This is a genomic window from Enterobacter sp. SECR19-1250 (genome assembly GCF_013391025.1).
GTDB classification, from domain to species: domain Bacteria; phylum Pseudomonadota; class Gammaproteobacteria; order Enterobacterales; family Enterobacteriaceae; genus Enterobacter; species Enterobacter cloacae.
Map to the genome: position 1 here is coordinate 82,480 of NZ_JACASJ010000005.1, position 13,721 is coordinate 96,200.

Sequence of the window (13,721 nt, forward strand, 5' to 3'; positions counted from 1 at the left end):
GAAATTAATCATCCATAAGAGAGCGCCATCACACCGCAGAATTACAGTAATTGCGTACATAAATTCAGCGAAAAATGACATAAAAACAGCAGTATTTGTCGGACAAATGAAACCGAGATAAGCAGAATTATCCATAAGATCAGCTAAGAAATCCCTGATACCCACCCCCCCGCGCTCCGGGCGCGATCGCGGTACGGCGTTACCATCATCGGGAACTGTGTAGCACTGGCGATGCCGCAAAATATATTTTATGGCGTTATTCTGCGAAAATTGATTTAGCGCAATTTAGTCGGCGCATCATATATTTGAAATAGTTAATCCTGAATTAACTATTTCTCAGAGCATTATTCCGACTCACTATTCCCAGTGGGTAAATATCGATATTAAAATATGTAAAAACCAGTAGTTTCAAGGCATTAGATAAATCTTATTTTATAACAACATGTTGTTAGTTTTGTACTATATTAAATTTTGTAATGTATGGTAAAACGCACCAATTAAGAGTTTTCTTAAACGCCGGGCAGGGGTATGCTTATTTATATCGAACACAGGAAGTGATTATTCGGTCGACTTTTGTCACTGCAGAAATGCTTTTCTGCCACTTACTCGTCTTAACCTGCCCGTTCAGGTTTTGTTACGGACATCACACTAACAGTCTATAAGGATATTGGTATGACTACCCAAACGATGATGCAAAAACTCAATGCGCAGATGAACCTGGAGTTCTATGCGTCGAATCTGCACCTCCATTTTAGCGAGTGGTGTTCTGAGAACCGTCTCAACGGTACCGCCACTTTTTTTCGTACCCAGGCACAAAGTAACGTCACCCATATGATGCGCGTCTTTAACTTTTTGAAAGGCGCAGGGGCAAATCCTATCGTCAAAGCCCCGGATGCAATTAATGGGCACTACTCCTCTCTGGAGGAGTTATTCAGGAAAACGCTTGAAGAGTATGAGCAACGTTGCGCCACGCTGAATAAACTGGCGGATGAAGCCAGGGCACAGCATGACAGTGCAACACTGCAGTTTTTGCGCGATATGGACAAAGAGCAGCAGCAGGACGGCATTTTGCTTAAAGCACTGGCGGATGAGCTCCGCAACGCGCAGCAGTCCGGGTTATGCCCGGAACAGACCGACCGTCACCTGCTCGATCTGGTGACAGTACAGCACCACTAAGCTTTTCGCCTGCTCCCGTTCGGGAGTGGGCCTCTTTTTCACAGCCAACCTCCTGCTTTTTAAAAGATTTAACAAATCAGATCTCGCTCTCAATGATTATCCCTACAACATGTAATGATTTATTTAATTACATAATTAATGACGAGGGAGCATCATGATCACCATTGAGTTTATTGTCATCCTCCTGTGCCTGCTGACAGGCACGCGTTTTGGCGGGATGGGACTGGGACTGATAAGCGGTATCGGTCTGTTTATTTTGACGTTTATCTTTGGTCTGCAGCCCGGTAAACCGCCGGTTGATGTGATGCTGACTATCCTCGCTGTGATCGGGTGTGCGGCCACCCTGCAGACGGCAGGCGGGCTGAATGTGATGATGCAATTTGCCGAGCGCCTGCTGCGCAAGCATCCTCAGCACATCACCCTCCTCGCCCCCTTTACCACCTGGATGCTGACCTTTCTCTGCGGTACCGGCCATGTGGTGTACACCATGTTCCCGATTATTGCCGATATCGCCCTGAAAAAAGGGATCCGCCCGGAACGTCCGATGGCCGTGGCGTCGGTGGCATCGCAAATGGCGATCACCGCCTCCCCGGTCTCCGTTGCCGTGGTGTCGCTGATTTCCATTCTGGCCGCCCAGCACGGCATTGGACACGCGTGGGGGATCCTCGAAATTCTCGCCGTGTCGGTTCCCGCCTCGCTGTTCGGTGTGACCATTGCCGCCCTGTGGAGTTTACGCCGCGGGAAAGATTTAGCCGATGACATGGAATTCCAGGAAAAGCTGAAAGATCCAAAACAGCGCGAGTTTATCTACGGCGGAACCGAGACGTTGATGAACCAACGTTTTCCGAAACAGGCCTACTGGTCAACGTGGATTTTCTTCGCCGGGATCGCGGTGGTGGTGCTGCTCGGGGCATTGCCTGAACTGCGTCCGGCGTTTGAGGTGAAAGGCAAAATGACGGCGCTGTCGATGAACCTTGTCATTCAGATGATGATGCTCATTGCGGGTGCGGTGATGCTGGTCACCTGCAAGGTCAATGCAGCGACCATTTCTAACGGCGCGGTCTTTAAAGCCGGAATGGTGGCGATTTTCTCGGTGTTCGGCGTCGCGTGGATGAGCGATACCTTTTTCCAGGCGCATCTCGACGAGCTAAAACTGGCGCTGGAAGGGGTCGTGAAAAGCCATCCATGGACCTACGCCATCGTGCTTTTCCTTGTCTCTAAACTGGTGAACAGCCAGGCGGCAGCGTTGACGGCCGTGGCGCCGATGGGGTTAATGCTGGGTATCGATCCGAAAATGTTGATCGCTTTCTTCCCGGCGTCGTATGGCTATTTTGTTCTGCCTACCTACCCAAGCGATTTGGCCTGCATCGGGTTTGACCGTTCAGGGACAACCCGTATCGGCAAATTTATTATCAACCACAGCTTTATTCTGCCGGGGATAATTGGCGTGAGCTGTGCGTGCGCGGCGAGTTATCTGCTGGTACAGACCTTCTTTTAAACGCTTTCGGGCGACAGGCACTGTCGCCCTTCTCACGTTGCGCGCTATCAGTGAGATTCACCCTGCGGCGTGAATCTCAGCTCAATCAGCGCGATGGCTTTCTGGATCGCCCGAAGCGTAACCGGGTCAGCCGCAGCGGGATGGCTGGAAAAATCGATGTTTTTCAGCTGGGTAGACATCTTCTCGCGCACTTCCACCGGCGCGATAACATCTAAGACATCAAGGATCTGTTTGATGACCAGCTGGCATGCGACAACATCAGATACCAGTTCCTGATCGGCGCTCAGGTTTTGAGACATGGGGGGATTCTCCTTATTCAAAGGCCGCCATAGTAACAAAACACGCCCCCTTTCATCTCCCTTCTGGTGGTTGCAGGCATAAAAAAACCTGCCGAAGCAGGTTTTTTTATCAGAACATCGCGCCAGGCGGCACGTCTTTGAAGGTGTTGCAGTAGTTAGCCCACATGCTTTTGAGGATTTTGCGCAGTTTCATTGTGATGCTCCATTAACTTGTTATACAACTTTATCGTCAATGTGCCTATAATATGACCACCATCACAAAAATCAATATTTTTGTGACTCACATCACAATTTTTTCTGCATTCAGCCACGCGGTTAGCCGACAATCTCGCGCACGAAAGCCTCGATCTCTTTGTCCTGACAGTTTTCAAAGAAGCACTGCTGGAAGCGCTGGCCGGAAACGGCGGTTTTTACCAGCTCAGGATCGATTGCCCGCAGCGTGTCCAGATAGTTCTCTTTGACCACAGCCGCTTTTACCTGATTCAGGATCCCCGCATTACGTACCTGAGGCTCTTTGCGCTCTGGCGGATAACCTTCTCCCTTGCGGCCGGTGAACGCTTTTTCGAAGATAAAGCGAACGTTCAGCTCTGCGCCCCAGCCAAAGCCTTTGGCAAACGGCAGGGCAAGCGCGTTACCGTTGTTAATCTGGGCGAAGAGAAACGCATCTGCAGGGTCGATACAGTAACCGCAGATCACGCCCGGGTGGATGTTCAGCGACATCAACGCCCCCTGGCCCGTTCCACACCCAGTCACCACAAAATCGACGGCCTTCGCATTGAGTAAAATGCTCGCCATGATCCCCAGATGGATATAGGTCAGATGATGGTCGTTCTCATCGCTCATGCCAACGTTATACACCGGGAACCCTTTTTCATCGGCGACCGTTTTTAACTCTTTCAGAATCACTGGATTTTTTGCGGCCTGGCTGTTTTCCATCATCAGTGCGATTTTCATTGTCTCTCTCCTGAATGCGTTGCGGGCGAGCCCATCATGGATACCTTTTCATCTTCACCCTACTATCACACAAACGCACTTTCAAATTAAATGAAAGATTGTTTTAAAAAACCAAAGAGGACTCACATTTTTGTTGATGACAGGTCTGAGCCCGGCCCGTTGCAAAGAGAAAGGGCAGATTGTCCGGCTATTCAGGGCATTGCGGCGGACAGCGAGCGGTACGATAACGTATTTCCCTCCACTCAGAGCGAACCATGAAAAGAGTCTTCGTTGTCGGCACGGTCCTGCTGCTCGCGGGATGTAGCATCAACCGCCAGGCACAGGTGAGCAGTCTGGATGCGCCAAATGGCATAGTCTGCCTTGACTATGGTCAGGCCGCCCTGCAAAACGCCTGGTCTGATGAATATGTGAATAACGGCACCGCAACCAAAGCGTGCCAGGGCATGGGATATGCCACCGCCTCCTCCTATGGGCAGCCCATTAAAACCTGCACCCTGATTAGCGGCTCACTGTGTCTGAACGAGAGCGTGACCATTCAGTACAAATGCATGGGTTATGCTGTTAAACCGGCCACCAGTAATCCGTGGTATTAATCTGCGCTGCCAGTTTTGGCTGGCAGCCCGTTAAAATAAATAATTCTCATTTATAAATATAAATATCGCCAATGCGTTTTATTCCCATTCGTATTTTTAAATAAACAAATATTTATTTTACGTTTTGCATATAATTAAATAACAAATTATAGTGTCGCTCATTGTGAACCAGAAATAATAAACCGGAGCGTCACCATGCTGAAAACTGAAATGATCGACAAGCTCAATGCACAAATGAATCTTGAGCTTTTTTCCTCCCTGCTCTACCAGCAGATGAGTGCCTGGTGCAGCTATCACAGCTTTGAAGGTGCCGCCGCGTTCCTGCGTCGTCACGCTCAGGAAGAGATGACCCACATGCAGCGTCTCTTTGATTATCTGACAGATACCGGCAGCCTGCCGCGCATTGATAACGTGGCATCACCGTTTGCGGAGTATGGCTCACTTGATGAACTGTTCCGCGCTACCTACGAGCACGAGCAGCTGATCACCCAGAAAATTAACGAACTTGTGCATGCGGCAATGACCAGCCAGGATTATCCAACCTTTAATTTCCTGCAGTGGTATGTGGCCGAACAACACGAAGAAGAGAAACTGTTTAAATCGGTTCTGGATAAATTATCGCTGGCCGGTAAAACCGGTGAAGGTCTTTACTTTATTGATAAAGAACTCTCTACGCTTGATACCCAGAATTAATATCGATACGGCGCTGACTTTCAGCGCCGTATTTTTTTACATGCAACCTGCGCAACTGGTACAGCGCCAGTCATGCGGATTTACGGCCTGGAAAAAGTACCGGTAGTTTGCCGCCTCAAGCGGGATCCCGGCGTCGAAGAATAAATCCGTCAGCCAGTCCACGTTTTCGATTATCCACTCATCCTCTTTTAACCCCTGTGCAAAGGTCTCATCCTCAGGATCGATAATCGAATAAATCGCCCATGTGCCCATATCCTTTTCACGTCGGGATTCCGGCAACGTCAGCGCCGTATTCTGCCAGCTGATGATCCAGTGGCCGTGACATAGCAAATTGCCTCCCCGGCTCCAGGCCGCTGTGAATGGATTTTCCCCCGCCATCAGACCCTCATTTTATTTTATGTTTTGCAATTTTTGTTTAAATTACGCCTGATTTTCACGCGATCCTATTGTCCTTATGAAGTAGCCTTACACCTCCGAAGGATCAGAGAGTTACCTGAAGAGCCTCGCCCGGCCAAAATCGTAAAGTTAAAGTTACACTTCTTGTAACGGTGATTTGACGAAATACGGCTTTTCCCTTACTCTGCGCCGCAGATTTTGTCGCGATCGTGAAGCGTTGTAGAGGAAAGCGTGAAAAACAGAACCCTGGGAAGTATTTTTATCGTCGCCGGAACGACGATTGGCGCAGGAATGCTGGCGATGCCGCTGGCCGCCGCGGGCGTCGGATTTGGCATGACATTACTGCTGCTGGGTACGCTCTGGGCATTAATGTGTTACACCGCGCTGTTGCTGCTTGAGGTTTATCAGCACGTCCCCGCCGATACCGGGCTGGGTTCGCTTGCGGCACGCTATCTGGGCCGTTACGGACAGTGGGTGACAGGCTTTAGCATGATGTTTCTGATGTACGCCCTGACCGCTGCGTATATCAGTGGTGCCGGGGAATTGATCGCTTCCAGCGTCAACGACGGGTTCGGTGCTGACATTACGCCAGCGACAGGGGCCATCTTCTTTACGCTCATCGGCGGCGGCGTAGTCTGTGTAGGTACCTCGCTGGTCGATCTGTTTAACCGATTTTTATTCAGCGCCAAAATTCTTTTTCTGATTGTGATGCTGGTTCTGCTGGCACCGCATGTTCATAAGGTTAACCTGCTGACGCTGCCGCTGGAAAAAGGCCTGGCGCTTTCCGCGATCCCGGTCATTTTTACCTCATTTGGCTTCCACGGCAGTGTGCCAAGCATTGTCAGCTACATGAACGGTGATATTCGCAAGCTTCGCCGCGTGTTTGTTATCGGTAGCGCCATCCCACTGATTGCCTACATTTTCTGGCAACTGGTGACGCTGGGCAGTATCGACTCCTCCACCTTTATTGGCTTGATGGCGGAACACGCCGGTCTGAACGGTTTCTTGCTGGCGCTGCGTGAAGTGGTAACTTCTCCACACGTTGAGCTGGCGGTGCATCTGTTTGCCGATCTGGCGCTGGCCACCTCCTTCCTGGGCGTGGCGCTCGGTCTGTTTGATTATCTGGCAGATCTGTTCCAGCGTCGCAATTCCGTCACCGGCCGCTTACAGACAGGGGCGATCACCTTCCTGCCTCCGCTGGCCTTTGCCCTCTTCTACCCGCGCGGGTTTGTCATGGCGCTGGGGTATGCGGGGGTGGCTCTATCCATCCTTGCCCTGCTGCTCCCTTCTCTGCTGGCGTGGAAGAGCCGCCAACAGCATGCCCGGCAAGGGTACCGGGTGGCAGGTGGAAAGCCGCTGCTGTGCATTGTGTTTGCCTGCGGGGTCGTCATTATTCTGGTGCAATTTTTGATTGCGGCGGGAATGCTGCCGGAAGTGGGGTAAAGAAAAGGGGCTATCAACAGCCCCTTTTTTATCAGTGTAAGCAACAGCTCTTAAACTTCTTCCCGCTGCCGCACGGACACGGATCGTTACGCCCGACTTTTGTGCCGTTAACAATCGGTTTCTTCGCTTCCGGTTGCTGTGGGTTAGCAGACCAGTAGTCGTACAAACGCAGCGCCGCTGGCTGGATACGCTCAATGCTGGCGATGTACTCCTCTTCGCTCAGCGCGTCCAGCTTCTCGCTGTTCTCTTCTGAGCCGTGAAGCGCGATGACATCCAGATCCGCTTTCAGCTCTTCAGGCAGTGCAGACCAGTCGGTCAACGACACGCCGCGCATATAGCCATAACACCACTCTTCCACCACGGTGTAGCTCTGGCCGTCGACGTCGTTATAACCAAACATCGGCTCAAACTGATCCGGGTATTCGCTCAGGCGCTCAGCAATGTCGTTCATATGCTTAAAGCAGAGATCGATAAAACGGTTCATTTCTCGATCGTTTTTCCAGCGCGGGATATATTTCTCGCCGCCCCATACCGCCACCAGCCAGGTGTCTGGCTCGACAACCACGGGGCCGGAAAGCACTGCCGTAAGCATGCCGTCCAGTTCGGACACGTCAATCACGGACGCATCGTCATGACCGTAAGACATTAACGTCTCTTCCAGCCACGCCATTTCGCTTTCATTTAATGGGCCTTCAGTCATTGCTGACACTCCTGATCAAAAAGGAAAGGATCCTAGCACATATCGTAGGCCTTTCCCGGCGGAAGTTACGGGAATTATTGCTGCAAAAACGTGCAAATCGTGACCCTTGCACAACTTATGGGCTTTATTGTTAACGAGATGTGATCTCCGCTGTAATTTCAGTGCGTCCCGCAAGGCTGCGTACAACGGCGCTCTATACTCAACATGTCGCAACGCCGTCAACAGGTTAACCATTCTGGCAACGATTTTGCTTAATCTTCAGCACGCGACACTGCGCATGGAAACCTCGCCGTATTAAGCAGGATGCTGACCGTATCTTGTTCGTAACATCATTTTTCTCGCTCGTGTTTTTGATTGGCTGCGCCGTCGGGCGTTCGGGTTTACACCGTGGTGCAAAAACCTCATTGCTAAGGAACACAATAATGTCGCTGAAATTAATCAGAACTCCTCTTTCTCTTGTGTTGGCCGGTTGTCTGGTGACGGCATTTTCCGCCCGGGCAGATATTGTCATTGGCGTGGCCGGGCCATTTACAGGCCCCAATGCCACCTACGGCGATCAGTACTGGCATGGCGCAACACAGGCAGCAGAGGACATTAACGCCGCAGGCGGGATCAACGGTGAAAAAATTAAGCTGGTTCAGGGAGATGATGCCTGCGAGCCCAAGCAGGCCGTTGCCGTCGCCAACCGTTTAGTCGACCAGGATAAGGTCAACGCGGTGGTCGGTCATTTCTGCTCCTCGTCCACCATGCCCGCCTCTGAGGTGTACAGCGACGCGGGGATCATCGCCATCACGCCTGGCTCCACCAACCCGCAGATTACCGAGCGCGGCATGAGCGATATGTTCCGCATGTGCGGCCGCGATGACCAGCAGGGTCAGGTCGCCAGCGATTTCATTATCGACAAGCTGAAAGCCAAACGGGTGGTGATCATTCACGACAAAGACACCTACGGTCAGGGGCTGGCGGACGCCACCAAAGCCGCACTGGCAAAACGCGGCGTGCAGGACGTGATGTACGAAGGGTTATCCCGCGGTGAAAAAGACTTTAACGCCCTGGTCACCAAAATTGGGGCGCAAAAACCGGACGTCGTCTTCTTCGGGGGCTGTCACCCTGAAGCCGGCCCGCTGGTTCGCCAGATGCGTGAACAGGGCGTGCAGGCAAAATTCTTCTCCGGCGACTGTATTGTCAACGAAGAGATGGTGACCGCGGCGGGAGGCCCCCAATATACCAACGGCATTTATATGACCTTCGGTAAAGATCCGCGCCTGATCCCGGACGGTAAAGCGGTAATTGAGAAATTCCGCGCCGGTAAATTCGAACCGGAAGGATACACCCTCTACTCCTATGCCTCCGTGCAGGCTATCGCCGCGGCATTCAAGGCGACGGGCGGCAAGGACTCAGCCAAAGCCAGCGAATGGCTGAAGGCTAATTCCGTCGATACGGTGATGGGCAAAAAAGCCTGGGACAGCAAAGGCGATCTGAAAGTCTCTGACTACGTGGTGTATCAGTGGGACGACAAAGGAAAGTATAAGGAAGTGCCGTAACGGGACGGAGTCACGCTCAACGTCGGCAGGGCCGCCTGCCGACGCAAACAACACATCAGGCTGCGCGGTTTGCGCGGCCGTTATAAAGAGCGCGCTAAGATGAGTACATTCTTCCTGCAACAGTTAATTAATGGCTTAACGCTGGGCTCCGTCTACGGACTCATCGCCATCGGTTATACGATGGTGTACGGCATCATCGGCATGATTAACTTCGCCCACGGCGAAGTGTATATGATCTCTGCCTATCTCTGCGCGATTGGCCTGGCGCTGCTCTCCTTCTTCGGCCTGCAGTCGTTCCCTCTACTGATCCTCGGGACGCTGGTATTCACCATCGTGGTCACCGGAGTGTATGGCTGGACCATCGAGCGCATTGCCTATAAACCGCTACGCAACTCCACCCGTCTGGCACCGCTGATCTCCGCCATCGGCATGTCGCTTATCCTGCAAAATTACGCGCAACTGGGCCAGGGGCCGCGTCAGCAAGGGGTGCCCACCATGCTGGATGGCGTGATTCGTCTGCATCTGGGAGAGGGGTTCGTGCAGATTACCTATACCAAAGTATTCATTCTGGTCGCCTCCTTCGCCGGGATGTTATTGCTCACCTGGATTATCAGCCATACCCGGCTGGGACGCATGTGTCGTGCGGTACAACAGGATCGAAAAATGGCCTCCATTCTGGGGATAAATACCGACAGGATTATTTCTCTGGTATTTGTCATCGGCGCGGCAATGGCCGGTCTGGCCGGGGTGCTCATTACCATGAATTACGGCACCTTTGATTTCTACGTCGGGTTTGTGATTGGTATCAAAGCCTTTACCGCCGCGGTGCTCGGGGGGATCGGCTCTTTGCCCGGCGCGATGCTCGGCGGGCTGATTCTGGGGGTGGCCGAAGCTCAATTTTCCGGCATGGTGAACTCGGACTACAAAGATGTGTTCTCGTTTGGGCTGCTGGTCATGATCCTGATTTTCCGCCCTCAGGGGCTGCTCGGCCGCCCTGTCGTGGCCAAAGTGTGAAGGAGAAAACAATGACATCACACGGTTTCTCCCTCAAGCGCTGCCTGCTGGACGCGATGTTTTCCGGGCTGATCGCATTGATTATTTTTGGCCCGATTGCAGGTGTGGTGCTGGACGGGTATAGCTTTAACTTTGCCGGACAGCGCCTGGCCTGGATGGTCGGCACAGTGATGGTTGGGCGTTTTCTGCTGAGCGCTTTTTTAAGTACCGCTGCCGGGGCCCGTTTTCAGGCGCGGTTCGAAGCCGACAGTGCGGGGGTATATGTTCGCCCGCCGGAATACAAAAGCCGTCTGCGCTGGGTTATTCCTCTGGCGATCGCCCTTGCGATCTGCTTCCCGTTTGTCGCCACCAAATACCTGCTGACGGTTGCTATCCTCGGGCTGATTTACGTCCTGCTCGGCCTCGGCCTGAATATCGTCGTGGGTCTGGCCGGACTGCTGGATCTGGGGTATGTCGCCTTCTACGCCATCGGTGCTTACGGGCTGGCGTTGGGGTATCAATATCTGGGACTCGGATTCTGGAGCATGCTGCCGCTGGCGGCAATTATGGCTGCGGCTGCCGGTGCCCTGCTCGGCTTCCCGGTGCTGCGCATGCACGGCGACTACCTGGCGATTGTGACGCTCGGGTTCGGGGAAATTATCCGTCTGGTGCTGAACAACTGGCTAACCTTCACCGGCGGGCCTAATGGCGTGTCAGCCCCACCGCCTACGTTTTTCGGACTGGAGTTTGGTCGACGCGCCAAAGAAGGTGGCGTGCCATTTCATGAGTTTTTCCATCTGACGTACAACCCGAATATGAAGTTTATCTTTATTTACGCGGTGCTGTTTCTGGTGGTGCTGCTGGTGCTTTATATCAAGCATCGCCTGACACGAATGCCAATTGGCCGGGCATGGGAAGCCCTGCGGGAAGATGAAATCGCCTGCCGCTCCATGGGCCTCAACCATGTGCTGGTTAAGCTTTCGGCCTTTACGCTGGGCGCGTCAACGGCCGGGATTGCGGGCGTGTTCTTTGCCACCTATCAGGGTTTTGTGAATCCAACCTCATTCACCTTTTTTGAATCTGCGCTGATCCTCGCCATCGTGGTATTGGGCGGCATGGGCTCTACGCTCGGAGTCGTGCTGGCAGCCTTTGTGCTCACCGTGACACCCGAGCTGTTGCGCAGCTTTGCTGAGTATCGCGTCCTGCTGTTTGGCATGCTGATGGTGGTGATGATGATCTGGCGTCCGCGCGGGTTGATCCGCATTAACCGAAGCGGGTTTGCCGTGCGTAAGGGCGTGGCGCCATGAACGGAACGATATTAAGCGTAGAGCACCTGATGATGCATTTTGGCGGGATCAAGGCGCTTAATGATGTCAATCTCGACGTGCAGCGCGGTTCGATTACCGCCCTTATCGGCCCAAACGGCGCTGGCAAAACCACCGTCTTTAACTGCCTGACCGGCTTCTATAAAGCGTCCGGCGGGAACATTCTGTTTAACGCACGCAACAGAACGACCAACGTCATTCAGGTACTCGGGCAAAAATTCCAGCCGGACGACTGGATTCACCCTGCACAGTTGGGGCAGCGCCTTTTCTATAAGATGTTTGGCGGGACGCATCTGGTTAACCGCGCCGGGCTGGCACGCACCTTCCAGAACATTCGTCTGTTCCGCGAGATGTCGGTCGTGGAAAACCTGCTGGTCGCACAGCATATGCGCGTTAACCGTAATTTGCTCGCTGGGATCCTCAATACCCCCGCTTACCGACGGGCAGAGAGCGACGCCCTGGACAGGGCCTTCTACTGGCTTGAGGTGGTGGATCTTGTGGAGTGTGCCAATCGCCTGGCGGGCGAGATGTCCTACGGCCAGCAGCGGCGTCTGGAAATCGCGCGCGCCATGTGCACCGGACCAGAGATGATCTGTCTGGATGAACCCGCCGCCGGGCTCAACCCGGTTGAAACGCACAAGCTGAGCAACATCATCCGTTTTCTGCGCGACCACCACGGTATTACGGTACTGTTGATTGAACACGATATGGGAATGGTGATGGAGATTTCGGACGACATCATTGTGCTCGACCATGGAGATGTCATCGCCAGGGGAAAACCCGAGCAGATCCAGCATGATGAAAAAGTGATTGCCGCGTATCTGGGCACCGATGAAAGCGAGGTCAATCTATGAGCGAACCGATGCTGGCCTTTCGCGAGGTGGACGTGTTTTACGGCGTGATCCAGGCGCTGAAACAGGTAACACTTGAAGTAAACAAAGGGGAAACCGTGGCGCTGATAGGCGCTAACGGCGCGGGTAAATCGACATTACTGATGTCTATCTTCGGCCAGCCGCGTATTCGCAGCGGGCAGATCGTGTTTTGCGGAGAGGACATCAGCCATAAATCGACCCACTATGTCGCCTCCGAAGGCATTGCCCAGGCGCCGGAAGGACGACGCATTTTTCCCGATATGACCGTGGAGGAGAACCTGCTGATGGGGACCATCCCCATTGGCAGCCAGTTTGCAACGGAAGATATGCACACCATGTTTGACCTCTTCCCTCGCCTCAAAGAGCGGCGTAAACAGCGCGCGATGACCATGTCCGGCGGGGAACAGCAGATGCTGGCTATCGCCCGGGCGCTGATGAGCCGCCCTAAACTCCTGTTACTGGATGAACCCAGCCTCGGCCTGGCGCCGATTGTGGTGAAACAGATCTTCCAGACGCTGCGCGAACTGGCCCGCAACGGGATGACCATTTTTCTGGTGGAGCAGAATGCGCACCACGCGCTGAAGCTTTCTGACCGCGGCTACGTGATGGTTAACGGGCAGATCCGCCTGAGCGGCAGCGGAGAAGAGTTACTGGGGAATCAGGAGGTGAGGAAGGCGTATTTGGGCGGGGTGTGATTTGATATGAAAGGAATCATTAAAAGTAATTTCATATAAATAACAATGAGATATTCACGACAGGTATAGCACGCAATGCCTTGAGACGGCCTGAGTTTGTTGATTTATTAGTCTCTGACAATCACGTCAAACTCACTGAAAAGGAGCTTTCAGAATGGCTATACCCGCATATCTTTGGCTTAAAGATGACGGCGGTGCAAACATTACAGGTTCTGTAGATGTTCAGCACCGTGAAGGTAGTATTGAAGTTCTTGGATTTGGACATGGTTTGCACCTTCCTACTGATAGCGCAACCGGAAAAATCACAGGTACACGAGTTCACTCCGCATTAAATTTTGAAAAAGAATTCGATTCATCAAGCCCATATCTTTATAAAGCTGTGGCGCATGGGCAAACGTTACAATCAGCGGAATTTAAGTGGTACAGAATTAACGACGCTGGGCAGGAAGTTGAATACTTCTGATCTTGACCCTCCATCTCCGAACAGCTTTTGTATCTTAAGTTAACGATGTCCGCTGCCGCCGGTATTCCCTCGGGGAG

General features: G+C 52.7%; 15 protein-coding genes and 1 pseudogene. 11 read left to right on the top strand and 5 right to left on the bottom strand.

All coding sequences use genetic code 11. The features are described 5' to 3' along the window. The first annotated feature begins 672 nt into the window (after positions 1-672). Together HX884_RS02640 and HX884_RS02645 are read left to right on the top strand one after the other, a co-directional pair. Entirely contained in the window at positions 673-1,176 is a 504-nt protein-coding gene (locus tag HX884_RS02640) for a non-heme ferritin-like protein (RefSeq protein WP_178327611.1), read from the top strand. A gap of 154 nt (positions 1,177-1,330) precedes the next feature. Further along, positions 1,331-2,674: an anaerobic C4-dicarboxylate transporter gene (locus HX884_RS02645; RefSeq protein ID WP_013096042.1), complete on the top strand. Its 1,344-nt coding sequence runs from the start codon at positions 1,331-1,333 to the stop codon at positions 2,672-2,674. 47 nt (positions 2,675-2,721) lie between these two features. Here HX884_RS02645 and HX884_RS02650 read toward each other — a convergent pair whose 3' ends face one another. From HX884_RS02650 to HX884_RS02660, 3 genes are all read right to left on the bottom strand, one after another. After that, entirely contained in the window at positions 2,722-2,973 is a 252-nt protein-coding gene (locus HX884_RS02650) for a DUF2766 family protein (RefSeq protein ID WP_020687624.1), read from the bottom strand. 109 nt (positions 2,974-3,082) lie between these two features. Next, a complete protein-coding gene (gene azuC, locus HX884_RS02655) occupies positions 3,083-3,166 on the bottom strand; it encodes a stress response protein AzuC (protein WP_014832437.1) in 84 nt (27 codons plus the stop codon). 122 nt (positions 3,167-3,288) lie between these two features. Further along, positions 3,289-3,927 carry an RpiB/LacA/LacB family sugar-phosphate isomerase gene (locus HX884_RS02660; RefSeq protein WP_013096040.1) on the bottom strand — a complete coding sequence of 213 codons (639 nt, stop codon included), beginning with the start codon at positions 3,925-3,927 and terminating at the stop codon, positions 3,289-3,291. Between the two features lie 254 nt (positions 3,928-4,181). Between HX884_RS02660 and yecR the strand changes: the two genes are divergently transcribed. Both yecR and ftnA read left to right on the top strand, forming a co-directional pair. Then, on the top strand, positions 4,182-4,520 hold the full coding sequence (yecR, locus tag HX884_RS02665; protein ID WP_178327612.1) for a YecR family lipoprotein: 339 nt from the start codon (positions 4,182-4,184) through the stop codon (positions 4,518-4,520). Positions 4,521-4,715: 195 nt separating this feature from the next. Next, positions 4,716-5,213, top strand: coding sequence for a non-heme ferritin (ftnA, locus tag HX884_RS02670; RefSeq protein WP_013096038.1), 498 nt, complete (start codon positions 4,716-4,718; stop codon positions 5,211-5,213). A 36-nt stretch (positions 5,214-5,249) separates the two neighbouring features. On the opposite strand, the gene HX884_RS02675 is transcribed toward ftnA, so the two are convergent. Continuing rightward, positions 5,250-5,591 (bottom strand): hypothetical protein, encoded by a 342-nt coding sequence (locus HX884_RS02675; protein ID WP_013096037.1) that lies wholly within the window; start codon positions 5,589-5,591, stop codon positions 5,250-5,252. Between the two features lie 249 nt (positions 5,592-5,840). Between HX884_RS02675 and tyrP the strand changes: the two genes are divergently transcribed. Further along, the gene (gene tyrP, locus HX884_RS02680; protein ID WP_029882588.1) at positions 5,841-7,052 is read left to right on the top strand and encodes a tyrosine transporter TyrP; all 1,212 of its coding nucleotides are present in this window, start codon (positions 5,841-5,843) and stop codon (positions 7,050-7,052) included. Positions 7,053-7,083: 31 nt separating this feature from the next. On the opposite strand, the gene HX884_RS02685 is transcribed toward tyrP, so the two are convergent. Continuing rightward, positions 7,084-7,752 (bottom strand): YecA family protein, encoded by a 669-nt coding sequence (locus HX884_RS02685; RefSeq protein ID WP_013096035.1) that lies wholly within the window; start codon positions 7,750-7,752, stop codon positions 7,084-7,086. Positions 7,753-8,174: 422 nt separating this feature from the next. Here HX884_RS02685 and HX884_RS02690 point away from each other — a divergent pair, with 422 nt between their 5' ends. From HX884_RS02690 to HX884_RS02715, 6 genes and pseudogenes are all read left to right on the top strand, one after another. Beyond that, positions 8,175-9,296, top strand: a complete 1,122-nt coding sequence (locus HX884_RS02690; RefSeq protein ID WP_029882586.1) for a branched-chain amino acid ABC transporter substrate-binding protein — start codon at positions 8,175-8,177, stop codon at positions 9,294-9,296. A gap of 99 nt (positions 9,297-9,395) precedes the next feature. Continuing rightward, the gene (locus HX884_RS02695; RefSeq protein WP_045903196.1) at positions 9,396-10,310 is read left to right on the top strand and encodes a branched-chain amino acid ABC transporter permease; all 915 of its coding nucleotides are present in this window, start codon (positions 9,396-9,398) and stop codon (positions 10,308-10,310) included. An 11-nt stretch (positions 10,311-10,321) separates the two neighbouring features. Then, positions 10,322-11,596, top strand: coding sequence for a high-affinity branched-chain amino acid ABC transporter permease LivM (gene livM, locus HX884_RS02700; RefSeq protein WP_014832446.1), 1,275 nt, complete (start codon positions 10,322-10,324; stop codon positions 11,594-11,596). Further along, positions 11,593-12,468, top strand: a complete 876-nt coding sequence (locus tag HX884_RS02705) for an ABC transporter ATP-binding protein (protein WP_029882584.1) — start codon at positions 11,593-11,595, stop codon at positions 12,466-12,468. Before livM ends, HX884_RS02705 begins: the two co-directional genes overlap by 4 nt. Then, a complete protein-coding gene (locus HX884_RS02710; RefSeq protein WP_013096030.1) occupies positions 12,465-13,181 on the top strand; it encodes an ABC transporter ATP-binding protein in 717 nt (238 codons plus the stop codon). The genes HX884_RS02705 and HX884_RS02710 overlap by 4 nt, the downstream gene beginning before the upstream one ends. 154 nt (positions 13,182-13,335) lie before the next feature. Next, positions 13,336-13,641, top strand: a pseudogene (locus tag HX884_RS02715) (Hcp family type VI secretion system effector); the annotation flags it as partial. Positions 13,642-13,721: the final 80 nt, after the last annotated feature.